A 25,248-nucleotide genomic window follows, 5' to 3' on the forward strand; every position below is an offset into this window, starting at 1 on the left:
ACAACACTGCGTTATCGCAGTGCTGATTTTTGTTCTATACCATTAGCCAAGTTTTGCAACGATTTCCCGGTTGAATGCAGGAATATCATCTGGTTGACGACTTGAGACGAAATTATCGTCGACGACGACTTCTTCATCTGCAAAGTCCACACCAGCATTTTCTAAATCAATTCGAATTGATTTATAACCTGTCATTTTTCTTCCTTTGACGATTTTTGCATTAATCATCAATTGTGGTCCATGGCAGATCGAGAAAATTGGTTTTTTCGACATATCGAATTCTTCGACGAATGAGATAAAACGCTCGTCTTCTCGAAGTAAATCTGGTGAAAAACCGCCTGGAATCAGGAGAGCATCGTAGTCTGCTGCTGAAGTCTCATCAATCGAGAGATCAACATTTACTTTTGCCTCTTCCTGTTTGCCGACGAGTTCTGCACCTTTTTTAGCACCAATGACAGTGATCTCGTGCCCTGCTTCTTTTAATGCATCAACCGGTCCTGTGAATTCTACATCTTCAAAATGATCGGCGAGTACGACTGCTACTTTTTTAGACATGTGATTCATCCCCCAAGTTGTTTGATTTAAATCGGATCTTCTCCGCGATCTCGTGGAGAAACCGTATCATCTGGCATTTCGTCTTTTCCTTTTAGGATTTCCTTTTGTTGCTCCTCTGTCAGTTTCCGTTCTTTATCCGACAGACGATCCCGTTCATCTTCAAACTCTTCATTTGGACGATCGGTTTCTTTCGGTGCCATGGAAAACCCTCCTTATGATTCGTCGATTATGCTTATAGTGAATCGACGACTTTAACAGAAAGATCAACATCAATGTTGCCACGTGTCGCTTTTGAGTACGGGCAGAAATTGTGTGTCTTCTCTAGTAAGTCTTCGGCTTCTTCCTGTGATACGCCAACGACCTCGACGACGAGTTTCGCTGCAATTTTTACACCGTTATCCGCTTCATCCTGTAAGAGGCTGACTTCTGAATTCGTCCGCGTCTCGACTCGTTTTTTTGCTTGGCGCGCCATTAAGTTATAGGCACCATCAAAACAAGCGGCATATCCTGCTGCGAATAACTGTTCCGGGTTTGATGTCGGAATGTCTTCTTTGCCTTTTGTTCCTGGCATGACTAAATCGAGATTAATGACGTTATCGTCTGAAGCGACTTTCCCGTCGCGACCACCGACTGCAGATGCACGTGAAGTAAGAATGACGTTTGACATGATAGAAAACCCCTTTTCCTGTTGAATTAAAAAATGCTTTTTTTGCCACATAGACAGTAATACCCGTCACTGAGGGAGATAAACACAAGATGTGTCTATCACCTTAGCTAATCATTTTTTAAGTAGACAAAAAAAGACGATGAACTCGAAGTTCATCGTCTTGCACATTCTATTTCTTATCCAATCTCTTCTGTTGCAGTTTCTTCTTGATCAGGCAATTGAAGATAAATCGATTTCACTTGATGATTATCGACTTCCATGACTTTGATCGTGTATTCCTGATAGCGGAATTCTTGACCACTCGACACTTCCGTATCCTGTGCCATGACCCAGCCACCAATCGTATCGATGTCTTCTTCTTCAATTCCTAAGTTAAAGCGTTCATTTAGGTCATCAATCAAGACACGGCCTGAGATGCGGTATAATCGCTCATGAATTTGTTCGATATCTGCTTTCTCATCTTTATCGAATTCATCTCGGATTTCTCCGACGATTTCTTCCAAGATGTCTTCCATCGTGATGACACCAGCCGTACCACCGTATTCATCGATGACGAGTGCCATCGGTGTCCGTTCCACCTGCATTTTCAGCATGGCATCTTGAAGCGGCGAATATTCGGATACAATCGGCAAGTTGTGGATGTAATAGCTTAATGCTTTTCCTTTATTCGCCATATGATCCGTAAATAATTGTTTCGCATTGATGAAGCCAAGGATTTTATCCTTATCTCCTTCTTCCGCTACTGGGTAACGTGTGAACTGATACTCTTCAACGAGGCGAATGATGTCCTCCATCGATGCATCGTTCGAAATCGTGATTAAGTCCGTCCGCGGTAACATGATGTCTTTCGCGATCCGCTCATCGAACGAGAAGATGTTCTGCATGTAGGAAAGCTCAGTCTGGTTGATTTCTCCACTCTTATAACTCTGTGTCATGATGATTTTAATCTCTTCTTCAGAATGGACTTCTTCGTGTCCCGCTGGCTCGACGCCAAACAACCGAAGAATGATTCGTGCTGAACCGTTCAATGTCCAGATGAAAGGTTTCATGATTTTACCGAACCAATATAGTGGTGGCGCGAGTAACATCGTGATCGCTTCCGTTTTTTGAATCGCTAAAGATTTTGGAGCAAGTTCTCCAAGCACGACATGAAGAAACGTTACAATCGAGAATGCAAGAACGAACGAAATGATCGTCGAGACGGAGTTCGGAATGTCAATCTCTTCGAACAACATACCGAGAATCGCACCTACCGTTGATTCTCCTAACCACCCGAGACCAAGCGCTGTCACGGTAATTCCAAGTTGACAGGCCGATAAATAATAATCCAAATTCTCAAGTAGCCTCTTCGCCACTTTCGCAGTCTTGCTTCCTTCTGTAATCAACTGATCGATTCGAGACATTCGCATTTTGACGACCGAAAATTCGGCAGCTACAAAAAAAGCGGTTAAGACGATGAGTAGTGCAATGACGAGTAGCCGAATGATGATCGTCGTCGTGTCGAATGTCTCCATTGAGTGTGTACTGTCCAATCGTTTCCCCGAAGAAAGGGGATTCACCTCCATTAATATAAAGCCAGATGCCGAGGCATCTGGTGGTTTACAGCAAAAAGAAGCTTCAGACTTTCAAAGCTTCCCTACTTTTTCATATTCATACTATAACGGAACTTTCATAAAATGTGTACTTGAAGACATCATTTCAGACCGTCAGACGACATAGAGAATAAAGATTACGATCATGAGTAACATCGCGATTCCCTTTAATAAGGCACTTGATAAGATACCAAGGACTGTTCCGATCCCAACTGAAACCGAGGTTTGCCATGTTTTTTTACTAATGATTTTTTCCGTCAAGATGGCAAAGACAAACGGGAAAATTAATAATCCGATACCTGGCAAAATAAACGGTCCCGCAATCAATCCGACTGTCGTTGCAATCTTAGCCGCTTGTGAGCCTCCTCGTCGATCGACGGTGTAGGCGCTGACGAGATAATCGAGCGTAAATAAGAGAATGATGAAAATCGCTTGAATCACCCAAAAACTAATCGATAGTTCAGAGAACCCGAATCCGAATCCATAAATCAAAAAACCAACTACTAAAATCGGCGCACTTGGGATGATCGGATACACGAGACCTGCAAAAGCGACTAGAAAACAGACGACGATCAGACTCCATAACAAGATTGTCACTTTCTATTCCTCCCTTCTTTTGATTCTCTTGCCCTTTTTACGTCGAAGGGGAGACAAAAGTTTCATTCAACGCCCGATGGATTTGATTTTGTAAAAAATCACGATCCCAGTCGTTCATTGTTTCAAAATGTACTTCCGAACAGATGTATGGAATGAATCGTTGAATCGTTTCATAGTGAGCAGGTAAGGCTTGTCGCTTCATCGTTCCAAGCGACTCGAGCATCGTCGCGAGAACTGAAATATCCTCTGCTCCGTAATGTCGGAGTTGATAAAACGTCGTGTACAACAATTGTTGGTAGGTTTCCCTGACGACGATATGTTGCTGGTCCTTTCCAACAACTAGTACACCATCTGGTATTACGGCATACTGTCGCATTAAGTCACCAATGATCCGAACCGCATGTCTCGCTGTATTCGGATCATTGATTCCTGGAGAAATCGCACGTAAAGCAACTTCACTTAATTTTTCAAGAACAAATGCAAAATCCTGTTCTGAAGATTTCGTCGGTCCAATTAAGATACTTTCATTGATATCCCGGCAAGTCGCCCGTCCGATGGCTTCTCCCTCTGTTACGAATGAGCCGACCGTTCGATCAATATACACGCGGTCTTTCTGATCAAAAGCATCATAATCGACTGCTTGAATATATCCGGTTCGAGTTGCCTGAATAAGATGTGGATAATTTGTCGTCATCTTTCTTTCAGTAATCTTTTGTTCTCCCGATTCTAGATGTTCGACTTGCCGTTTCAATAATTCGTTCCCTTCTTCGTGTAATCGATCCAGTAATGTCGTCACGCGAATCGACTGGCTGACGATATGAATGAATGCGACGAATGCCACGATCGATATCAACACGACGAGAACCGCTACTGTTGAAGCGACGACACTCGTCTTCAAAGCCGGACGAAGAAAAAAGAGCATCGTCATCGAGTAACTGACCGCTCCAATGAATATACCGAAGATGTGTTGCACTTGCCGATTCTCGATGAAGTTAGGCAATGTTCGTGGTGAGAATTGTGATGAATAGGTCGTCAATACGACAAGAATGGTCGAGAACGTGAACGTCATCATGGCGAGCAGTCCGGTAAAAACCGAACTATGGATCGTCTGTGCTAAGCCAAGTGTCGTTTGCCACTCTTTTGGAAACCAGTCCGATACATACACATCCAACCACGTCACAATCCCTGTTAATCCAATCCCAATGAGACCATATAACAATGGCCACCACCAGTTGATTTCTCGAGACAGGACTTTCAGCTTCTTCAAAATAAAATCCCTCCTTTTTATAGCACTATATTGATTGAATTCCTGATTTAAAGCGCTTTAAAACCCATCTGCCTGACTGATTTTGAGCAATATATTTGGTCGAAGTGCACGGATGTGTTTTACTTCTTTTCATAACGTGAATAACTTAATTGTTATGAAAACGAATGGGAGATGAAATGATATGGCTCAACAAAACGAAGCAACATTGCATACAGATTTCACGAAGATTTACATTGATGGTCAGTGGCGCACAGGCGCAAGTGACAGCAACATGACGAACACGAATCCTTTCACGGGTGAAGAGCTCTTTACAATCTCTGCAGCGAATCAACAAGATTTAGATGACGCATATGAAGCGGCTCAAGTCGCTCAAAAAGACTGGGCGAAAGTTCCTGCCTTAAAACGCCAAGGCTTGATCGAAAACTTCTTGAAAGTCTTGTACGAGGAGAAAGAAACGATCATCGAATGGTTGATCAAAGAGTCAGGAAGTACACGTATTAAAGCGGAAGGCGAATTCCTTGCTTCTGTCTTGATCGTCAAGGAAGCTGCGACATTCCCACTTCGGATGCACGGTGAAATTCGTCCATCGGTCGTACCAGGTAAAGAAAACCGGATCTACCGTAAAGCACTTGGCGTCATCGGTGTCATCAGTCCATGGAACTTCCCGTTCCACTTAGCTGTACGGTCGATCGCTACTGCTATTGCCATCGGGAACGCAGTCGTTGTCAAACCAGCTACGGACACACCTGTTTCAGGCGGATTGATTTTTGCTAGTCTGTTTGAAAAAGCTGGATTGCCAAAAGGTGTCTTGAATGTCATCGTCGGTCGCGGTTCAGAAATCGGTGATGCTATCGTCGAACATCCTGTACCACGTTTGATTTCATTCACAGGATCAACTGAAGTAGGTCGTCATATCGGTGAACTTGCTGGTAAACATCTAAAGAAAACAGCGCTTGAACTTGGCGGAAACAACGTCTTCGTCGTACTTGATGATGCTGATCTCGATCGCGCGGTCGAATCTGCTGTCTACAGCAAGTTCTATCACCAAGGTCAAATTTGTATGTCGACGAACCGAATTCTCGTCGCTTCTTCGATTCATGATGAATTCGTCGAGAAATACGTTGCTCGTGTAAAAGAGCTACAATACGGTGATCCATCACATGAGCGGACACAAGTCGGACCGCTCATCAACCAATCACAAGTTGAACGAATTCTTGAAGATCTCGAGAAAACAAAAGCTGCGGGTGCAACCGTTCGTGTCGGCGGCGAAGCAAAAGATAACGTCATCGCACCTACTGTCGTCACTGGTGTTACGAATGATATGCCACTCGCTAAAAATGAAATCTTCGGACCGGTTGCTGTCATCATCCCGTTCGATACGGATGAAGAGGCACTCGAAATCGCGAACTCACTTCCATACGGATTGAGTGGCGCTGTCCATGGTTCTTCTATTGAACGCGCGACTGCCTTTGCGCTTGAAGTCGAGACAGGTATGATTCACATCAACGATCAATCGGTCAACGATGAGCCACATATGCCATTTGGTGGTGAAAAAGATTCAGGACTCGGTCGCTTCAACGGTGAGTGGGTACTTGAAGAATTCTCGACTGTCCAATGGTTGTCTGTCATGCACGATCGTCGTCAATACAAACCATTCTTCGAGTAATATATGAGTAGGGTTTTCCCCCTACTCTACATAATTTTGTTAAGGAGTGATTTCACATGCCGTTATTACGATTCGACGTCATTGAAGGACGTTCAGAAGAAGAGTTAAAAACGTTACTCGACACCGCACACGATGCGATGGTCGAAGCATTTGATGTGCCGGAGCGCGATCGTTATCAAATCGTGCATACGCATAAAGCACATGAGATGGTCATTCAAGATACAGGACTTGGATTTGAACGGAGTAAAGATATCGTTCTTATTAGTGTAACGAGTAAAACGCGGACGGAAGAGAAAAAACAACGTCTCTACCACTTACTCGCCGAACGCTTACAAGCAAACTGCGGACTCGCACCGACTGATTTGATGGTGTCGATCGTCGAAAATGATGCAGCCGACTGGAGCTTCGGTCTTGGCGAAGCACAGTTTTTAACGGGTAAACTATGATCGTCTGTAAATAGAACAAAAAGGGACGTATGTTATCGGTAATTTCCGGTAACATACGTCCCTTTATTTGTTCTTACTTCATTAAACAAAAGAGAACCTTCACATGACTTACTCCTTCGTTTCTTCCGCCTTCTCCCGCGGATTTTCCCGTTGCAGCGGTGCTTTCCAACTAAATTGATCAGGTTCTGGAACGAAATCGAGACCACCTGGATGAAACGGTTGGCACCGTAACAATCGACGCGTCGTCAAATAACTCCCTTTTACTGCACCATGACGTTCAATCGCCTCCATCCCGTAATGGGAGCATGTTGGATAAAATCGACATGTGGCTGGCTTCATGGGAGAGATGACTTTCTGATAAAAACGAATTCCTCCCATTAAGACACGTTTCATAACGTCCCTTCTTTCCTCTTTTTTTCTAGTGTAACGCATCTGTCCATCATTTTCAGATGTTCTGCCTTATACTAAAAGCAGATTTAAAAGAAGGATGTGTTGAGATGAAGGCATTAACTTTCCACGAATTTGGAGGTTCTGATGTATTACGCTTCGAAGACGTGCCAACGCCAACAATTACTGAACAGGAAGTTCTGATTGAAATGAAAGCGATCGGTTTGAATTTTGCAGACATCTATCGCCGAAAAGGAAACTATCATTTAGAAGGACAGCCTCCCTATATTTTAGGGTATGAAGGTGCAGGAGTCATCACCGCAATCGGTGCTGCTGTTTCAACGTTCCACGTAGGTCAACGAGTTGCTTTTGCGGATGTCCCGCTTGCGAATGCTGAGTACGTCGCAGCACCCGTTGATAAATTGATTCCGCTTCCTGATGGTATCTCATACGAAACAGCAGCTTCTGTCTTATTACAAGGGTTAACAGCGCATTATTTAACTCGAGATAGCTATCATGTCCAACCGGGAGATGTCGTCTTAGTGCATGCCGCTGCCGGTGGCGTTGGGCAGTTGTTGACACAGCTCATTCGCTTGCTTGGGGCAACTCCGATTGGATTGACGTCTTCTCCTGAGAAAGCACGGATCGCTAAAACTGCTGGCTGTGAATCTGTCTATTTATATTCAGAGAACTGGGTCGAGCACGTACTCGCGCAAACTTCTGGTAAAGGGGTCGATGTCGTTTATGAGTCTATCGGTTCTACCTTAATGGATAGTTTCCATGTCACGAAAGTCCATGGAACAGTTGTCTTCTACGGTATGGCAGGCGGTGATCCTGCACCTGTTGATCCCCGCTTTTTGATGGATACGTCCAAAACATTGACGGGTGGTGATCTTTGGAACGTATTAACATCTTCTGAAGAACGCATCCGTAGATCGGGTGAACTGTTTGATTGGATTCTATCCGACCATCTCACCCTGTCTTCGCCTACAACATTCAGATTATCTGATGGCAAAGCAGCACATGACTTTTTGGAAAGCCGACGCAGCACAGGAAAACTACTTTTGCTCCCTTAACTCGCTTTTTTCGAGACGACTCCCTGCGAGTCGTCTTTTTTATGTGAAATCAAGATTATCGATTGCTTTTTTTTAATGAAGAGAGTAAAGTAAACCTCATCAAAACCTAAAACTCAAACTAGTTTTGAGTTTTAGAAAGGGGATTTGTATTTATGTTTCGCTCAGAATGGAAGAAATTGAAGAGTCCGATGATGATCGTCGTCATTCTCGCCCTCATCCTCGTACCGTTTCTCTACAACTCCATCTTCTTATCTGCATTCTGGGACCCATACGGTCGTACAGAAGATATTAAGGTTGCTATCGTCAACGAAGACAAAGCAACGAAGTTTAAAGGAGAAAAAGTCGACATCGGGGATCAGTTCGTCGACAAACTCAAAAAAAATGATGATTTTGATTGGCAGTTCTTGTCTCAGGACAAAGCCGAAAAAGAACTACGCGACGGAAAAGTCTACATGACGGTTGTCATCCCGAAGAATTTCTCTAAAAATGCAACGACACTACTCGATGATCATCCAAAAAAGATTGAGTTGGAATATTACTTGAACCCAGCCAAAAACTACTCGGGCACACAAATTTCGAGTACGGCTGCCAAACAATTAAACGAAAAGATCCGTAAATCCGTGACAAAACAATACAGTAGTGCGATCTTCGGTGCGTTAAAGAAAATTGCAAACGGTATGGAAAAGGCATCGGACGGTTCTTCTAAACTAGAAGATGGCAACCACAAAACAGCGGATGGTGCTAAAACACTGGCTACGAACCTCGGAAAACTTGCGGATGGCAGTCTGACACTATCTGAAAAGCTCGGGGAAGCAAATCAAGGTTCAAAAAAACTCAGTGACGGTGTCACGACACTCGACGAAAAAACTGCTCTCTTCGCTCAAAAAACGGGTGAGTTGTCTTCTGGGTTGAACACGCTAGACGAAAATGGTGGTAAGTTGCAAGCCGGTGCCGCGCAACTAGAAGACGGAGCAACAAAACTCAGCGGTGGCTCGACACAAGTCCGTCAAGGGGCAGAGCAACTGGCTGCGGGTACGGCTCAGCTCAACGAAAAAATTCCTCAGTTGACGGACGGATTAAATCAACTGGACGAGAAAGCTCAGGCAGCTAATGTATTATTAAATCAATTGAATCAAGATGCTGCACAATCTAAACAAGATCTACGTGCGCGTCGAGAAGCGCTTGAAGCAAATGCCGCTCAACTAAAACAAGTTATTTCCGCTTCTGATCAATTATCAGATGAGGAGAAACAAACGTTACTTGGAACAATTGGAACGTTAGAAGAAAATATTAAAAGCCTCGCTGCGCAAGAAGGGGCAATCGATCAAAGTCTTGCTCAAGCAACCGAAGCGACGAAAAAAATCGGTCAACTTGCTGCTGGCGGTAAGCAAGTCGAGTCCGCCGTATCGCAACTGAACGCAGGTCAAGTAAAACTCGTCGACGGTGCGAAGCAAGTCGAATCTGGCGCACAACAATTAGCAAGCGGACAAAAGACATTCAATGAAAAACTCGGTCAATATACTGCAGGCGTGCATAAAGCGGCAACAGGCGGTACACAACTGGCTGACGGAGCTAATCAACTTTCAGATGGCACACACCAACTCCAAACAGGAGCTAGCGCGTTAACTAACGGGTTAGGTCAATTGGCATCTGGTTCAACTACGATTACAGACGGTATCGGTAAAACGACCGATGGGGCTTCAAAAATCGCGGATGCCAATACGAAACTTGAAGATGGGGCTAAAACGTTGAAGGATGAGCTTAGCAAAGGGGCTAAGGACGCAACTGTCAAGCCTACGAAAGAGCGGGATAACATGCTGGCAGAACCTGTCGTCTTAAAAGAACATGACTATTCGACGGTCAACAACTACGGTTCTGGTTTATCAGCTTACATCCTTAGTATCGCCTTATTCGCAGGTGCCTTGATGTTCTCGTCTGTCTACCAGATTCGTCCAGAACATGGCGAGAGTCTGACATGGCGCTTCCTTGTCGGTAAATTATCACTCATCTTACCGATCGGCGCATTACAAGGTGTCGCAGCGGCTACGGCCATCGTCTATGTTCTCGATTCTGATGTCGCGAGCGTTCCTGCACTCTACGGATTCGCCGCCTTAACAGGTATGACGTTCATCACGATTCTGTTCACGCTCGCGATGCTACTCGGTCGCGTCGGACAATTCCTTGCCTTCCTACTACTTCTGCTTCAAATCGGTGGTAGTGGCGGTACGTTCCCAGTCGAGATGACGCCAAGCTTCTTCCAAGCGATTCACGCCTTCTTACCAATGACGTATTCAGTCGGTGGATTCCGTGAAGCCCTTGGACTTGGTGTGACGGACACCCTCATCTCAAACAGTCAAGTCCTCGCGACCATCCTAGTCGTCGCGTTGCTCATCAGCTTCGTTGGAGGGCTCGGAGCCAAGCGGATTTTACTCTCAACGAAAGTGAGACGAAAACAACATGACACAGTCTGATAAAGAAATACTGATACTAGACTCAGCGATGGCTTGCTTTTCTGAACTCGGTTATAAAGGTACGACGATCGAGCGTGTCGCTCGACGCGCTCATGTCGGGAAACCGACCGTCTACCAACTGTTTGAAAGTAAACTCAATTTGTTCGAATCGCTCGTAACCCGTGTGCTGCAAGAGATGAAAGAAGAAGCAGAACGCGCTTACGTCGAACATGCGACGGTAGAAGAAAATAAGCAAGCAATGATCGATGCTATCGTCTATCATCAGCAACAACATTTGTTCATTCTTCAAATCATTGAAGAAACACGTAATCTTAAATTACAAGAAATGCAAGAATTACGGACACGTATTGAACGACATGTCGTCGAATATCTTAAAACGCTCCTTGAGACTCGCCTTGGACAAGATGATCGTGACGTACCAGTCGATGTCACAGCCTTTCTGATTTTCCGGACGTATATCGCATTGATTGCCGAATGGCCATCGATTGCGCATCCACTTGAGCTCGATACGATTCGTCGTGCCATGCTACGTATTTTATGAATCAAAAAACCGCCGGTCAGTGGATCGGCGGTTTTTCATATTCTCGATTCTTTTCTAAATTCCGTGCCGTTTGACTAGAAGTAACTGTTTTTTCATCCTTCAGTGTGCCAAACAACCAATCTCCCACCGGATTTGACACACCAAACCAGTAGTGTTCATTTTTGAAATGATGTAATAGATGCGTTCTTTTCATCCATTTTCCAAAGCGTGTTCTCGGTTTCAACGGAACGTGTGCCACGTAATGTTTCCATTCATACACAAGCAGCATGACGATCAATCCACTCGCGGCTGCCGCTGTCGAAACGACAGATTGCGTCAGAAAATAGGTCAGAGCAGCAAAGAAACCAAGATTCGGCAAGGAATACCAGACCGGTAAAAGCAACAGATGCAGTTCATTCGGATGCGCATGATGATCGTAATGAAGTCGTTTCAACAATTTTCGTCCAAGCACATTTTTAGGCGGTGGTAAATGAAACAAAAAACGATGCGTCAAGTATTCACTGAAGCTAAATACGATCAGTCCAAGACAAAAGAATAATATAGTCGTCCAATGAAACGGCTGAGCAAGGACATAACTACTGACCGCAATCAGTAATACGAGCATCATCAAAATATCCGGAAACAGAAAAAAACGACGATAAATATTTGACATTGGTGCTTTCCCCTTTCTCTTTCGTTACAGCGTATAATCGCACGTTCATCGATTCGTCACGTTTTTTACTTCAAGTCGTGTAGTCATTCTCGCTCCCTCCCTTATACTAAATAGAGAATGGAGTGATGATCACTTTGAGTTTATCGACCGGAATCATCTTCGTGCTACTCGCCTATACACTCATGTCGCTTTACGACATGTGGCAGGTATACCGGATAACGAGCAAGCTTTGGATGTTTGTATTATTTCTTGCAACATTAATCAGTCTCATCGTTGCCTTTTTTGTGGCCCCTGTCCTTGCGCTATTCTTTTACTGGTCACGCCATCCATTGAAACGAAACATCGGTATCGTGTTACTGATTGTCGTTTGTCTTATCTCAATCATGACAAAATTGTCGTCTTGATTGAATTCCTTCATGAACTACTCATGAAGGTTTTTTCATGTCCTACTACCGAAGAAGAGTCGGCGCATCAACTCACGTTCCGGCATCTCCGTCGTTTTGAGAACGTCTAAAAATGGTCGATCATCATATGAAAGCTTCAGGATTTCTGAACGGACTTGGCCCTTCTCCCAATCGATGATTGCTACTGGAGCAATAGCTGTTTCCTGACATCCAAGTGCACCTGGATTAATAAAGAGCGTTTGCTCTGTCTCGACTTGTTGCGCTGGATGATGGTGACCGAAACCAATGATCCGCGCCTCACTTCCAGCAAACAGGACGGATAAGTTTTCTTTCGTTCCATCCACCGCTTGCTTTAACGGCTCTTCACCAATCTTCTTCGTCTGGTCGGCATAAGCATAGTGCGTCAGGTGCATCGTTTGTTCCTGATGCATGATATTTAAGACACGCGGTAAACGTTCCAAATACTTTTGATTTTCTTGCGTCAACGTATCCGCAATCCATTGATGGTGCTCTTTCGCATGGCGGTAACTATCGGGATAGTTCTCCCCATGGATTAAAGCAAGGACACATTCATCATGATTCCCAGAAATCGTTTGAATATCTGGTCGTTGCTTCAATAGATCAATGACTTCATTATGCTCTGGTCCAATGCCGACAAGATCACCGAGACAATAGACGGCATCGATCTCTGGTTGTTGATCAAGATAGGACAATACTGCACGTAATGCTGATGCATTACCATGAATATCTGTAAAAAGCATCACTTTCATGTAAACGCCTCCATTGTTGGTACATTAGGATTTCCCGATGATACCGTGAATTCCTGTCAGATTTCAGGAAAAAATAAATTGTCAGAAAATATTGATTATTAATCAAGAGCATGTTAGGCTTAGAAAAATTCACAGAGAGGGGCACGATCGAATGATTCCGACGCAACAGCCATTTAACCAAGTCGGCCGACTGATTATTCTATGCATGAGGGACTGAAAACTTTTCCGATGATGAAACGGAAATGATTTTTGGGCCCTTCTTTCGATGCATCGAATGAGGCGCCCGCACAGAATGAGTGGCGCCTATCCCAAAAACGGATAGGCTTTTTTCATGGCAAAAAATAGAGATAGATAGAGAGAGGATGACAACGTTGAAAGAATATGCGATGGATCGAATGGTAAAAGTATCAGCTGGAATGGCAAATGCCGTTCTTGTAACACTCGGTGTCGGACTCCTGATTGAGACACTCGGAAATCTTCTACATATCCAAATGCTACTGACGATTGGTGGTGTCGCAAAAGTACTACTCGCCCCTGCACTTGGTGCCGGTATTGCCTTTCAGCTCGGAGGAAATACACTTGTTCTGTTCAGCGCGATGATCGCAGCGACGATCGGTGGTGCCGCTCTTCAATCAACTGCTTCTGGACTCGTTCTTGTACCCGGTCAGCCGATCAGTGCGTTACTCGCAGCTGCCGTCGCTGTATACGTCGGAAAACGTATGACTGGAAAAACGAAATTTGACATGATGGTCATCCCGATGAGTGCTGTCCTTGCTGGCGGCGTGACTGGAATCGGTGCTGCTGCCGTCACGACACCACTCCTTACAAAATTCAGTGCCATGATCACAGCATCCGTTGAATCATCTCCAATCGCAACTTCTCTTGTCATCGCACTCATCTTTAGTGTCTTATTGATGTCTCCTGCTTCGTCCGCTGCACTCGCTATCGCTTTGCAACTTGATCCTGTAGCAAGTGCCGCTGCACTGATTGGCTGTTCCGCTCAATTCGTCGGCTTCACGTTGATGGCATACCGTCAGACGGATCCAGGTGGTTTGATTGCTTCATTCTTTGTAACACCTAAAGTACAATTCCCGAATATCGTTAAAAATCCACGTCTTGTCGTTGCACCGTTTCTCGCAGCGATGATTTCAGCTCCTGTCGCGACGCTTCTTCTCTCTTTGAAAGTACCGTACGAACTCGCAGGACTTGGATTAAATTCGATGATTGCCCCACTCAATATTTTCGTCAACCAAGGTCCTCAGGCGTTCCTCGTCTTCTTCTTGACTGGTGTCGTTCTACCTGGCGTCTTGACGCTCGTCTTCTATCGATTGACGACCGTCGCAGGGTGGACGAAGCGTGGCGATCTTCACCTCGAAATTCAATAAAACAATTTACCTCCCTTCCAACTATTCCTGATTGATTTCGGGAATAGTTTTTTTAACGCAAAAAAAAATCGTCCCTTCGAAAAGGAACGATTTCGGTATGATTCTGACTGGGCTCGAACCAGCGACCTCTACCCTGTCAAGGTAGCGCTCTCCCAGCTGAGCTACAGAATCATGCTGTGTTGTTACTGGGTATATTTTTATTATAGCAGCATATCGAAAAGTGTAAAGCCTTTTTCACAAAAAAATTATCTTTTTCCAAGAAAGATCTTTTTAAATAAAAACAGTTTTAAAGTTGCGGGTTCTATGAGTGTCCTCTACTATGTAAATAAGCACATATAAAAAGAAAGGAGCGTTCATATGAACTTTTTAACCCGATTTAGTTTGAAGAACTCGGTTGCTGTCTTCATCATTGCAATCCTATTGATTTTAGGAGGCGTGTATTCCTTCTCACAATTAAAAGTTGATCAGTTCCCGGAAATCGAGTTTCCTCAGATTTCAATCGAAGCGGTTTACCCTGGTGCATCACCTGACGATGTCGATAAACAAGTCGTCTCAAAGCTTGAAACTTCCCTTAAAGGAATTGAAGGGGCTACCAAGCTAACAAGTTCTTCTTATGAAAGTATCGGTATCTTAAACATCGAATTCCCGTTCGATACCGATATGGATAAGGTCGAACAACAAATCGATGCTGCCATCCAAGATGCGAATCTACCGGAGGAAGCAACGACGAAATTAAATCGTCTGTCCTTTGGATCGTTCCCGATCTATAATATCTCCTTCTTTAGCAAGGATGGTAAAGACATCGAAAAAATCCTTAAGGAAGACATCGAGCCTGAACTTAATAAGATTCCAGGCATCAACAGCGTGTCGGTTGGTGGCTATAAGGATGATCTCGTTCAAATCACCGTCGATAAGGAGAAAGCGACGGAAGCGGGTCTCTCGCTCTCAAGCATCAAGGAACAAATCAATGGAAAGTATGTCTCGTTCCCATCTGGTCAGCTATCAGAAAACGATTCGAAAATTCCGATTCGTGTTGAGGAAAAACTAGAAAATCTAGATAAACTAAAAAATCTACAATTAACACCTGCTACAGGTGCAACTAGTTCATCAAGTAACGGTCAAACAGGTGGTTCATCTGCTGGCGGTCCACCACAAGGTGCAACGCAAGGACCACCAAGTACAACAGGTGGTGCAGCTGCAGATCAGGCGTCTGAACCTGCAGAGCCGATTCGCCTAGAGGATATCGCAAAAATCGAAGCCGTCTCACAACAAAGTGAAAAAACACGTTACGATTTAAAAGATTCCTTATCGATGGCAATCACGAAAAAACAAGATGCCAATACGGTCGAAATCGCAGATGAAGTCACGAAGATCCTCAATAAATATGACGACCAAGTCGACTATACGATTGGGATTGATTCAGCGAAGGATATCGAGGAGTCCGTTGCGACACTCGTCAAAGAAGGATTACTTGGTGCCCTCTTCGCATCACTCGCTGTACTCTTATTCTTGCGGAACATCCGCGCGACGATCATCGCCATCGTCTCGATTCCATTGTCATTACTCATCGCCGCTATCTTCTTGAACTGGCAAGATATCTCCCTGAACATCATGACACTTGGTGGGATGGCTGTTGCAGTCGGTCGTGTCGTCGATGATAGTATCGTTGTCATCGAGAACATCTTCCGGCGCGTCCGAAAATCCGAATCCGGTATGACGGATGAGATCATCGAACAATCGACAAAAGAGATTCTAAAAGCAATCACGTCATCAACGCTGACGACCGTCGTCGTCTTCCTACCGATTGGATTTGTCGGTGGGATTACTGGTAAGTTCTTCTTACCGTTCGCTTTGACGATTATTTTCTCATTACTTGCGTCACTACTCGTTGCGATCACGATCGTACCGATTCTCGCAAAATTTGCCTTCAAGAAGGTACCAGCAGAAGAAAAAGAAGGCGCTCTCCAACGTTGGTATGGCAAGCTGATTGAAAAATCACTCTCGCACAAGGCGATCATCTTGATCGTATCGTTCGTCCTTCTCGGTGGTTCCCTAGCGATCGTACCGCGTCTCGGCTTTACGTTCATTCCGAACGAGGCATCGAAGACCTTGACGGCATCGCTCGAACTTCCGGCTGCCACATCACTTGAAAAAACAAGTGACGTCTCGTTTGAGATGGAAAAAATGTTTGATAAAGAAAAAGCCATTGCTGACGTGACGACTTCTGTCGGAGCACGTGACTTCACGACAGGCTTACGTCTCGATAATAAAGCAAGTTACTTCTTGAATCTAAAAGACGGTGTAAACGTCGAGAAAACGATCAAGTCACTTGAAACACAGATGGAAGACATCGCTCAAGATGAAAACGTCGATGTCAAAATCAGTGTGGCTGAACTATCGACAGGTGGTCCTCCGTCGAATAACAACGTCGATGTCGACTTGTTCTCGAACGACCTCGAAGCCCTTCAAGAAGCGGCAAAACTCGTCGAGGATAACATGTCGAAAAATAATGATTTGAAATATATCACGAACAACTTCAGCGAAAAACAAAAGCAGTATCTCGTAGAAATCGATCCTGAGAAAGCAAGTGATCGCGGACTATCTGGTTTCCAAATTCTCGGTACCGTCAACGATCAAACGAAGCCAGTCACGGTCGGAACGCTCAATCTCGACAATAAGGATCAAGACGTACAATTATCTTATGAAGAAGGACTCGTCTCGAAAGAAGATCTCGAAGATGTCCAACTCTTCTCAGCAAACGGTCCTGTCGCTTTAAAAGATGTTGCGAATGTCAATGAAGTCGAGACCTTCACATCGATTCAGAAACTCGACGGAAAAGTATATGCTCGCGTATCTGGACAAGTCAAAGGAGACGACGTTCAAAACGTTTCGAACGCTGTAAAAGCTGACGTCGAAAAAATCGATTTACCAGACGGTGTCTCACTGACAAGTGGTGGCGGAAATGACGATACGGTCGAAATCTTCCAATCACTCGGAATTGCGATCGTCGTTGCAATCGGACTTGTTTACCTGACAATGTTGATCACATTCGGAAAAGCTCGGATTCCGTTCATCATCTTGTCCTCTCTGATTTTTGTTCCGATTGGTTCACTCGTCACGCTCTTCCTTGCGAATGAACCATTGTCTGTTAGTGTCATGATCGGCTTCCTGATGTTGATCGGAATCGTCACCACGAACGCAATCGTTCTCGTCGACCGCATTGGTCAAAACGTCGGACGTGGTATGCCGATCCGCGAATCATTGATTGAAGCTGGTAAAACGCGATTACGCCCAATCCTAATGACCGCATTTGCAACAATCATGGCATTGGTACCTCTCGCATTAACCACTTCTTCAGGAACATTGATCTCAAAAGGTCTTGCCTTGACGGTCATCGGTGGATTAACGACTTCTACGTTGTTAACACTTATCATCGTTCCTGTCGTCTATGAATTGTTCTTCTTCAAAAAAGCAAAAAAAGAACGTACGACTAAGTAAATGCACATGAAAAGGAGCCTATCGCGATCCAAGCGATAGGCCCCTTTCGTTCTATCAGGCTTACGACTCTAACTGTTCATCCGTTCGTTCTAATGTACCATCATGTTGCGCTACTAATCCGTCAAGAACGGATGGTTCAAACTCTTCACCGATCGCGATAATTCCTGTTTGTCCAGGTGGAATGACACCGAGTGTTCGTTTGAACGTTTCTTGGATTTCTTGATTTTCCTTCATGTCTTTCGATCCACCAATCAGCATACCCGTCATCGAACCAAGCAAGATGCCAAATGGTCCACCTAAGATACCAACGGCCATTCCAATCAATGAGCCTTTGACGGCGCGATTCGATCCGCTTAGGTCTACAGCATCTTCAAACGAAAAAGCACCATTCTCATTTCGCTTGATGACGGCAACCTGTTCGAAATCGACTTGACCTCGTGCATGATATTTCTTCAATTCACTAAATACTTGATAGGATGTCGCTTCTTCTTTGAACGTAAACGTCATGATGTGATGTTTCGCATCTTTTTTTGCCATTCGTTCCACCTCTTTCACCCGAGACGAATAACCGACTAAGCCAACATCCTCTATTTACCATGTTTTTAAGGAGTCGAAACCTTTACTGGTTTCCATGGTGCGAGGTGGAAATACTCCTCCATTGTTAATCCACTGACTTTTAGACGAGCGGCAAGCGTTGCTCCGACATACCGATAGTGCCAGCTCTCATACGTATAACCCGTCCAAGATTCTTTACCAGATGGATAACGGAGATGGAAGCCGTAGCGGTGAGCATTCGCAAACAACCATTTTGCCTCTTTTGTTTTTGAAAAGCTGAACGTGGCGTATTTTGTTGAATCAGCGCCTCCGATATCAAACGCAAGACCTGTTTGGTGTTCACTTTTCCCGGGTTCCGCACTATACGTACTCGCCTTCTCATATCCATCACGCGCAACATATTTATCAAACAACGTTTTTTGATAGGCATAGGAGCGATAAGTACTAAATGCAACGAGCGTAATTCCCTCTTTTTTAGCCGCTACACGCATTTTCTCAAACGCTGCTCTTGCTTGTTGATTCTCACCAGGAGCGTATGTCGAGCGGAGCGCTAAGTTCTTATTCGCGATGAGAGTATGACCGATCCGTTTTCCACCGATTTGTTCATCCGTTAGTAGATATTTTGTGCTCGCATAACCAATCTTCGTACCATATTGTACTTTTGACCAGGTACCGACTTTCGACAGTTCCGTCACATAGATCCCTGTTGGAATAACCGTAAGACTCGGTTGCTCGAGTGATGCCCCTTGACGTAAATGAAGGGATGTCTTGGCTTGACGATAAGAAGATGTTGATGCATCGACTGCTGGTATGTAAGTCGTCGTGGACGTAACCGTAGCTATCACTGCCAATGTCATGATGAATATCTGTTTTCTCTTCATTTTCGATTTTCACTCCATCTAATAATATTTACATTCCATATTTTAGATTAGAATACCATTCTTTTTTTCAAACATGGTTCTTTCGGAATGCTTGTCATGAAAATGAAGTATTTCTGAAGTTTTCTAAATGTAGCTTAAGGACGAATTACAATGGGTAAATAACGATGTATGCGTTTTCGAAACATGATTCTGATGTAGAAAGGAGTAGCGTACGTGTCACTTTGGGAATGGATTTTCAGTATCGGTAGCATCTGCTGGATTGGCGAGATGATTCGTTTCCGGAATCGCTCCGAGTCTAAGTCAGGCGCAGCAGAACAAGTTAGTTTTTATTTGATTTTCCTTGTCCTAAGCGGAACGATCTTCTGCGCTTTCCTCTTTGCGAATGAAACTGTTTCTTCTGTCATGCGCATCTCTTCATGCATTTTATTATGGTGTGGTGTTTCCTTACGCCTATGGGGAATTCTCCACTTAAAACAACAGTTCACTCGTCATGTCGTCGTGGCGTCTGGTGATCAGCTCGTCAGTAGCGGTCCCTATCGCTTTTTACGTCACCCGTTATACAGTGGGTTGTTGTTGATTACGATGAGCTTCCCCCTGTTCACCGGTCAGTTCGGACTTTTCATTCTCTCCGGACTTCTGATGTTCATTTTCTTGCTCTACCGGATTCGAATCGAAGAAGCGATGTTAACGAAAGGTTTTGGACCCGCCTATACGGTATGGGCTGCAAAACGAAAACGATTGATTCCATTCATCTACTAAAGGAGAAGTGATCCATTTGAAGAAACGTGCAATCGTCATTGGAGCTGGTCTTGCTGGTATGTCTGCTGCCATTCGTTTGGCTGGAGATGGTTATGCAGTCACGATGCTTGAAAAGAATGCGAACGTTGGAGGGAAACTGAATCAACGTAGTGGAAAGGGATTTACTTTCGATACCGGTCCTTCTATCTTAACGATGCCTTGGGTACTCGAACAACTCTTCTCAAGCGTTCATCGTAACTTGGATGATTACTTAGAAATCGAGCGCATTGAACCGCAATGGCGTACATTCTTTGAGGATGGAACAAAAATCGATGTCAAAGGTGACTTACCTGGAATGCTCGAAGAAGTCGAGCACGTCTCGTCACGGGCTGATTTTGTCGAATTGTTCCGGTACTCCAAACAAATGTACGACTTGTGCCTCGACAGTTTTTATAAATACAGTCTTGAAGATTTAAAGGACTTAAAAAAATACCATACGATGTCTGATTTATTAAAGATGGACCCGATGAATACCGTTGCGACCGGAACCAAAAAACATCTCAATGATCCGTATCTCGAACAGCTATTCAACTATATGGTCATGTATGTCGGTTCCAACCCATATCAGGCACCTGCTGTCTTCAATCAGATGATTTATGTTCAAATGGGTCTCGGTATCTATTATGTCAAAGGTGGGATGTACCAAATCGCGCGTGCCATGAAACGGTTACTTGATGAGCTCCGTGTCACAGTTCACCTCAACTCCCCCGTTGAACAAATCGTCCTTGAAAATAAAAAAGCGGTGGGCGTTCTATCAAACGGAACATTCCATGCAGCCGACATCGTCGTCTCAAACCTTGAGGTCATCCCGACTTACGAACGGATCGTTCCGGAGAAAAAAGCCCGGAAACAGGCAAAAAAATTACAAGCGTCGTTTGCCCCTTCCGTTTCAGGTCTTGTCCTATTGCTCGGTGTAAATCGTGAGTATCGCGGGCTAGCGCATCATAATTTCTTTTTCTCAGAAAATCCAGAGCGTGAATTCGCCCAAATGTTCAAAGAAGGTACTCCTCCAGAGGATCCAACGATTTATGTCGGTGTCTCGTCAAAATCCGACGCTTCCCAAGCTCCTGAAGGGAAGGATAACTTATTCGTCTTGACACACGTTCCACCGCTAACACTTCAAAAAGGTGAGGTCGACTGGGATGCGTACCGCGAAGTCGTTCTCGATAAACTGGAGCGGATGGGACTTCATGGACTTCGGGAATCGATCGAGTTTGAATATCGCTTTACCCCAGAGGATTTGAAAGAATTATACGGTCCAAACGGTGGATCGATTTATGGTGTCGCAGCCGATCGGAAGAAAAATGGTGGATTCAAGATTCCATCGAAGAGTGACTTGTACGAAGGACTTTATTTCGTTGGTGGGTCGACACATCCAGGCGGCGGTGTACCAATGGTCACCTTGTCCGGTCAATTAACAGCTGATTTGATCCGAAAACATGAAGGTGCTGTTCCTACGCCTTAAGATTTCTCCAATTACAAAAGAGACGGAAACTGATTCACTCATCAGTTCCGTCTCTTTTTTTACTTTGTATTCGTCAAAAGTGGTACGACATGAATGTCCGCCTTTTCTCCTAATCTCACATCCATTCGACATACGGCTGGCATTGGTAAGGATTTCCAAAATGCGTAATCAAACGTCGAATCAAATGTTTCTAAGAGTAACACCATGATGTTTCCGTGTGTTCCAAGAACGACTATTTCGTCAGGATGCTTCTCCACTAGTTCGTCGATGAATGGCCGAATGCGTTGCGACGCTTCGTTGTTCGTTTCGCCTCCATACGGATTTTCATTCGGATGTTGCCATACATATGTGACCGCTGCTTGAAAATCGTCAAGCTCTCCCGGTGCTAACAATCGCTCTCGTAGTTCCTCTACCTCAATGATTGGTTGTTGACGTGCCTCCGCAAGCGGTGCAATCGTCTCGATCGCCCGTTGATACGGGCTGCTGTAGAACCTGTCGATTGGAATTTCTTGAAACGTTTCAAGTAAACGTATCGCATCTGCTCGTCCTTTATCGGAAAGTGGCCGTTTCCGTTCATCTGGTGAATATGTCGAGTGTGCGTGCCGTACGAAATAGAGTGTCGTCATGTTTTGATTTTCCCCTTTATTGGTGTGTCCATCGGTATCCGATTCCGCGAACTGTTTCGAGATGCTGTTCAATCGGAAAACCGCAAACACGTAGTTTTTCTCTTAAATGTCTGATATGCGAGTCGATCGTCCGCTCGTCTACAGACGCTTCCGCTCCCCATAACATCGTCGTTAGTTGATCGCGTGTCCAAACACGTCGTGGAGAATCTAAAAATACACCTAACAACTCAAACTCCGTCTTCGTTAACGAAATCTTTTGTTGGAGGTAACTACAACGATAGCTTTCCCGGTCATAGGATAGACCATCATACTGTTGCTGTAATAAAACTTCCATTCGCCCGATCAGTTCCCCTTCTTGAATCGGTTTTGATATGTAATCATTCGCTCCTACTTCTCGTGTCCGAATGATGTCTTCCCGCTGATTCCGAGCCGTAACCATCAAGATTGGGATGTTAGAGTGTTCTCGAATGAGACGACAACATGTCCAGCCATCCATATCCGGCATCATGACATCTAGTAAAATCAGGTCGAATACGTGCTGACGGCAGAGATCAAGAGCTTGTTGCGCAGAATCCACAAGCTGACACGTGTACCCATACGGCTGAATATACAGTTTGAGCAGTTCAAGCATTCTTGGTTCATCATCTACGATCAATACATGCGGCATTTTATTTCTCCTTCCACTGCAGTGTCACTTGTGTTCCATGTCCAAGCTGACTCTTGATGTTCAATTCTGCTCCATGTGTCTGAGCAATTGCTTCAACGATGGAGAGTCCGATTCCAGTTCCTCCATGTTTTCGAGAACGAGATGCTTCCGTTCGGTAGAGCCGTTTCGTTACATGAGGTAAAGATTCTGCAGCGATCCCTTCTCCTGTATCTTCGATTTGAATGAAAGCCCCTACTGCGTTGACACCATAACGAACGATAATTTTTCCCGACGTCGTATGTCGCCGTGCATTTTCAACGATATTCACGATCATCTGGCGGAGCTGCTGAGCGTCACCCATCACTTCTATTCGCTCACCTTCTATCTCGAACGAAACATTTTCTTGTTCGATGTCCAGGCGCATCAATCGTATCACTTGATGAATCAAGTCTTCGACATCGACAGGTTTTCGTTCCATCATAAAAGCATTCGCATCAATGCGTGCTAACCAAAATAATTGCTCAATCCATTCATTCATTTGCTGACTTTCTTCTCGAATGATCGTAACGTAGCGTTGTTGCTCATCCGGCGTCAACGTTTGACGTTCGAGAATGTCCGCGTATCCCTTTATATATGTCAATGGTGTTCGTAGTTCATGAGATACGCTTGCTAAAAATTCGGATCGTTCCCGATTCAAAAAATCGAGATCTTGTTTTAATTGCTGAATCGAACGCGCCAATTGTCCCAGTTCGTCTTGTCGATCAATCGGCAACGCTCCATCTTCCCCATCTAATAGACGTGCCGTCGCTTTTTCCATTTGAACCAGCGGACGAGAGATGAGTCGGGTCGTCCAAATGCTTGCCGCACCTGCTAATAAAAGTGCGAGCAGACCCACTTGGAAAAACTGCTGTTTCAACGGATTAAGTACGTGATCCACGATTGCTTTAGAAGCGAACATGAAGACATGACCCTGATGTTTCCCGTCGATGGTGATGGGACTGTCCGTCATTAAAAAGTCACGCATCGTCACGATTTTTCCTTGTTGACGGTAATCGAAATCCGTATGCTCTAGCACACTTTTCATCTCATTCGACAAAGGTCGTGACGCTTCGAGTCGTTTTCCATCTGCATCAGTGATCACTACAGTAAACGATGAATCTGCTTCCATCATGCTGACATGGCGCATCGTCGTTTGGTCATAGGAATCGACAAGGACATCACGATGGGTATTTCCTCGGTTCAGTAAACCGTCCACTACTTCCTGCGTTCGTGTTTGAGACAACTGATAATACAACGTCCCAAACAACACACTGCCACAAATTAAAAATGCCGCAAGCACGATCCCTCCGACCGAGTATGAAATACGACGCATGACGATTCCTCCTTTTCCTCTCCACTTTTAGTATAGCTAAAAAAAACGCGATCGACGCAGACAAACAAAACTGTCACCTCATCTGCACACGATTTGCACATACGCTGGGTATAGTAAAAAAGACTAGTGAATTCAGGAGGGTTTTATTATGAAAAAATCATTGACGTTAACCGCACTGGCTCTTAGTTCTACGCTTTGGCTCGGTGCATGCGGATCCGCTTCAAATGACGAAGGAAGCAATAGCGACTCACACGACATGTCTCATGGAGATATGATGCATTCGAGTGATGGAAAGATACCGTCTGGTCTAAAGGAAGCCAGTGATCCGACTTATCCGAAAGGAAGCAACGTCACGTTGACGACGAATCATATGGATGGAATGAACGGAGCTAAAGCAACGATTGCGGGAGCTTATGATACCGTCGTCTATGCGATTAGTTACAAACCGACTACTGGTGGAAAGATAGTGAAAAATCATAAATGGGTCATTCAGGAAGAACTCGATCCCGTTCCAACTAAGCCACTGCAAGTTGGTGATGAAGCGACTGTCAAAGCGGATCATATGAAGGGTATGGATGGAGCTAAAGCGACGATTGACGAAGTAAAAGAAACGACGGTTTATATGGTGAACTATGAACCAACGGACGGTGGAGAGATGGTGAAAAATCATAAATGGGTCACAGAGGATGAGATAAAGAAATAATAAAAAAAAGCCCGCTTTTCCTTTAAAGGAGAAGCGGGCTTTCGGTATGATTCTGACTGGGCTCGAACCAGCGACCTCTACCCTGTCAAGGTAGCGCTCTCCCAGCTGAGCTACAGAATCATGTTTGCAGTACGTTATGTACTTGCTAGGACATGTATTAATATATCAAGAAACTAAAAGGCTGACAAGTCTTTTTCTGAAAAAAAATAAAAAAATTTAAAATGGGGG

25 protein-coding genes and 2 tRNA genes are annotated in these 25,248 nt (G+C 44.5%); 11 read left to right on the forward strand and 16 right to left on the reverse strand.

All coding sequences use genetic code 11. The features are described from left to right. Positions 1-42: 42 nt before the first annotated feature. From EXG77_RS13395 to EXG77_RS13415, 6 genes are all read right to left on the reverse strand, one after another. Positions 43-555, reverse strand: coding sequence for a type 1 glutamine amidotransferase domain-containing protein (locus tag EXG77_RS13395; RefSeq protein WP_023467181.1), 513 nt, complete (start codon positions 553-555; stop codon positions 43-45). Positions 556-581: 26 nt separating this feature from the next. After that, positions 582-755: a hypothetical protein gene (locus EXG77_RS16480; RefSeq protein WP_023467179.1), complete on the reverse strand. Its 174-nt coding sequence runs from the start codon at positions 753-755 to the stop codon at positions 582-584. A 32-nt stretch (positions 756-787) separates the two neighbouring features. Continuing rightward, positions 788-1,222 (reverse strand): organic hydroperoxide resistance protein, encoded by a 435-nt coding sequence (locus EXG77_RS13400; RefSeq protein WP_023467178.1) that lies wholly within the window; start codon positions 1,220-1,222, stop codon positions 788-790. A 176-nt stretch (positions 1,223-1,398) separates the two neighbouring features. Next, complete coding sequence (locus EXG77_RS13405) at positions 1,399-2,736, reverse strand: hemolysin family protein (RefSeq protein ID WP_023467176.1); 1,338 nt, start codon at positions 2,734-2,736, stop codon at positions 1,399-1,401. Positions 2,737-2,928: 192 nt separating this feature from the next. Then, positions 2,929-3,411 carry a DUF456 domain-containing protein gene (locus tag EXG77_RS13410; RefSeq protein ID WP_023467174.1) on the reverse strand — a complete coding sequence of 161 codons (483 nt, stop codon included), beginning with the start codon at positions 3,409-3,411 and terminating at the stop codon, positions 2,929-2,931. Positions 3,412-3,448: 37 nt separating this feature from the next. Continuing rightward, positions 3,449-4,678 (reverse strand): DUF2254 domain-containing protein, encoded by a 1,230-nt coding sequence (locus EXG77_RS13415; RefSeq protein ID WP_023467172.1) that lies wholly within the window; start codon positions 4,676-4,678, stop codon positions 3,449-3,451. Between the two features lie 181 nt (positions 4,679-4,859). Between EXG77_RS13415 and EXG77_RS13420 the strand changes: the two genes are divergently transcribed. Both EXG77_RS13420 and EXG77_RS13425 read left to right on the forward strand, forming a co-directional pair. After that, positions 4,860-6,344 (forward strand): aldehyde dehydrogenase family protein, encoded by a 1,485-nt coding sequence (locus EXG77_RS13420; RefSeq protein WP_081637438.1) that lies wholly within the window; start codon positions 4,860-4,862, stop codon positions 6,342-6,344. Between the two features lie 56 nt (positions 6,345-6,400). Beyond that, positions 6,401-6,790 carry a tautomerase family protein gene (locus EXG77_RS13425; protein ID WP_035398885.1) on the forward strand — a complete coding sequence of 130 codons (390 nt, stop codon included), beginning with the start codon at positions 6,401-6,403 and terminating at the stop codon, positions 6,788-6,790. 108 nt (positions 6,791-6,898) lie between these two features. Here EXG77_RS13425 and yidD read toward each other — a convergent pair whose 3' ends face one another. After that, the gene (yidD, locus tag EXG77_RS13430; RefSeq protein WP_023467166.1) at positions 6,899-7,183 is read right to left on the reverse strand and encodes a membrane protein insertion efficiency factor YidD; all 285 of its coding nucleotides are present in this window, start codon (positions 7,181-7,183) and stop codon (positions 6,899-6,901) included. A 104-nt stretch (positions 7,184-7,287) separates the two neighbouring features. Between yidD and EXG77_RS13435 the strand changes: the two genes are divergently transcribed. The 3 genes from EXG77_RS13435 (at position 7,288) to EXG77_RS13445 (ending at position 11,265) form a co-directional block, all read left to right on the forward strand. Then, positions 7,288-8,253: a quinone oxidoreductase gene (locus tag EXG77_RS13435; protein ID WP_035398886.1), complete on the forward strand. Its 966-nt coding sequence runs from the start codon at positions 7,288-7,290 to the stop codon at positions 8,251-8,253. 152 nt (positions 8,254-8,405) lie between these two features. Beyond that, positions 8,406-10,724, forward strand: coding sequence for a YhgE/Pip domain-containing protein (locus EXG77_RS13440; protein WP_035398888.1), 2,319 nt, complete (start codon positions 8,406-8,408; stop codon positions 10,722-10,724). Next, positions 10,711-11,265 (forward strand): TetR/AcrR family transcriptional regulator, encoded by a 555-nt coding sequence (locus EXG77_RS13445; RefSeq protein ID WP_035398890.1) that lies wholly within the window; start codon positions 10,711-10,713, stop codon positions 11,263-11,265. The genes EXG77_RS13440 and EXG77_RS13445 overlap by 14 nt, the downstream gene beginning before the upstream one ends. 16 nt (positions 11,266-11,281) lie before the next feature. On the opposite strand, the gene EXG77_RS13450 is transcribed toward EXG77_RS13445, so the two are convergent. Continuing rightward, on the reverse strand, positions 11,282-11,917 hold the full coding sequence (locus EXG77_RS13450) for a sterol desaturase family protein (RefSeq protein ID WP_035398892.1): 636 nt from the start codon (positions 11,915-11,917) through the stop codon (positions 11,282-11,284). Between the two features lie 125 nt (positions 11,918-12,042). Here EXG77_RS13450 and EXG77_RS13455 point away from each other — a divergent pair, with 125 nt between their 5' ends. After that, positions 12,043-12,321 carry a hypothetical protein gene (locus EXG77_RS13455; RefSeq protein WP_023467158.1) on the forward strand — a complete coding sequence of 93 codons (279 nt, stop codon included), beginning with the start codon at positions 12,043-12,045 and terminating at the stop codon, positions 12,319-12,321. Between the two features lie 35 nt (positions 12,322-12,356). Here the strand turns inward: EXG77_RS13455 and EXG77_RS13460 are convergent, their stop codons facing one another. Further along, on the reverse strand, positions 12,357-13,091 hold the full coding sequence (locus EXG77_RS13460; protein ID WP_023467157.1) for a metallophosphoesterase: 735 nt from the start codon (positions 13,089-13,091) through the stop codon (positions 12,357-12,359). Positions 13,092-13,453: 362 nt separating this feature from the next. Here EXG77_RS13460 and EXG77_RS13465 point away from each other — a divergent pair, with 362 nt between their 5' ends. Further along, positions 13,454-14,476: a PTS transporter subunit IIC gene (locus EXG77_RS13465; protein ID WP_029340800.1), complete on the forward strand. Its 1,023-nt coding sequence runs from the start codon at positions 13,454-13,456 to the stop codon at positions 14,474-14,476. Between the two features lie 98 nt (positions 14,477-14,574). On the opposite strand, the gene EXG77_RS13470 is transcribed toward EXG77_RS13465, so the two are convergent. Continuing rightward, positions 14,575-14,647: transfer RNA gene (locus tag EXG77_RS13470), tRNA-Val, on the reverse strand. A 186-nt stretch (positions 14,648-14,833) separates the two neighbouring features. Here EXG77_RS13470 and EXG77_RS13475 point away from each other — a divergent pair. Further along, positions 14,834-17,974, forward strand: a complete 3,141-nt coding sequence (locus EXG77_RS13475) for an efflux RND transporter permease subunit (RefSeq protein ID WP_035398894.1) — start codon at positions 14,834-14,836, stop codon at positions 17,972-17,974. A 60-nt stretch (positions 17,975-18,034) separates the two neighbouring features. On the opposite strand, the gene EXG77_RS13480 is transcribed toward EXG77_RS13475, so the two are convergent. Together EXG77_RS13480 and EXG77_RS13485 are read right to left on the reverse strand one after the other, a co-directional pair. Next, on the reverse strand, positions 18,035-18,511 hold the full coding sequence (locus tag EXG77_RS13480) for a hypothetical protein (RefSeq protein WP_035398896.1): 477 nt from the start codon (positions 18,509-18,511) through the stop codon (positions 18,035-18,037). Positions 18,512-18,576: 65 nt separating this feature from the next. Next, the gene (locus EXG77_RS13485) at positions 18,577-19,410 is read right to left on the reverse strand and encodes a M15 family metallopeptidase (protein ID WP_035398898.1); all 834 of its coding nucleotides are present in this window, start codon (positions 19,408-19,410) and stop codon (positions 18,577-18,579) included. 213 nt (positions 19,411-19,623) lie between these two features. Here EXG77_RS13485 and EXG77_RS13490 point away from each other — a divergent pair, with 213 nt between their 5' ends. Both EXG77_RS13490 and EXG77_RS13495 read left to right on the forward strand, forming a co-directional pair. After that, complete coding sequence (locus tag EXG77_RS13490; RefSeq protein ID WP_035398900.1) at positions 19,624-20,169, forward strand: isoprenylcysteine carboxylmethyltransferase family protein; 546 nt, start codon at positions 19,624-19,626, stop codon at positions 20,167-20,169. 16 nt (positions 20,170-20,185) lie between these two features. Beyond that, on the forward strand, positions 20,186-21,673 hold the full coding sequence (locus EXG77_RS13495; protein ID WP_023467150.1) for an NAD(P)/FAD-dependent oxidoreductase: 1,488 nt from the start codon (positions 20,186-20,188) through the stop codon (positions 21,671-21,673). Between the two features lie 59 nt (positions 21,674-21,732). On the opposite strand, the gene EXG77_RS13500 is transcribed toward EXG77_RS13495, so the two are convergent. Genes EXG77_RS13500 through EXG77_RS13510 form a run of 3 tightly spaced genes read right to left on the reverse strand, consistent with a single transcriptional unit; the run spans position 21,733 to position 24,317 of the window. Continuing rightward, positions 21,733-22,299, reverse strand: a complete 567-nt coding sequence (locus EXG77_RS13500; protein WP_023467149.1) for a histidine phosphatase family protein — start codon at positions 22,297-22,299, stop codon at positions 21,733-21,735. A gap of 16 nt (positions 22,300-22,315) precedes the next feature. After that, entirely contained in the window at positions 22,316-22,966 is a 651-nt protein-coding gene (locus EXG77_RS13505) for a response regulator transcription factor (protein WP_023467148.1), read from the reverse strand. 1 nt (position 22,967) lies between these two features. Then, the gene (locus EXG77_RS13510) at positions 22,968-24,317 is read right to left on the reverse strand and encodes a HAMP domain-containing sensor histidine kinase (RefSeq protein WP_035398902.1); all 1,350 of its coding nucleotides are present in this window, start codon (positions 24,315-24,317) and stop codon (positions 22,968-22,970) included. Between the two features lie 148 nt (positions 24,318-24,465). Between EXG77_RS13510 and EXG77_RS13515 the strand changes: the two genes are divergently transcribed. Next, complete coding sequence (locus EXG77_RS13515) at positions 24,466-25,020, forward strand: YdhK family protein (protein WP_035398904.1); 555 nt, start codon at positions 24,466-24,468, stop codon at positions 25,018-25,020. A 47-nt stretch (positions 25,021-25,067) separates the two neighbouring features. Here EXG77_RS13515 and EXG77_RS13520 read toward each other — a convergent pair. Then, positions 25,068-25,140 (reverse strand) — tRNA-Val (locus tag EXG77_RS13520). Between the last annotated feature and the right edge of the window lie 108 nt (positions 25,141-25,248).

The organism is Exiguobacterium sp. OS-77, from assembly GCF_000414195.2.
Taxonomy (GTDB): Bacteria; Bacillota; Bacilli; order Exiguobacteriales; family Exiguobacteriaceae; genus Exiguobacterium_A; species Exiguobacterium_A indicum.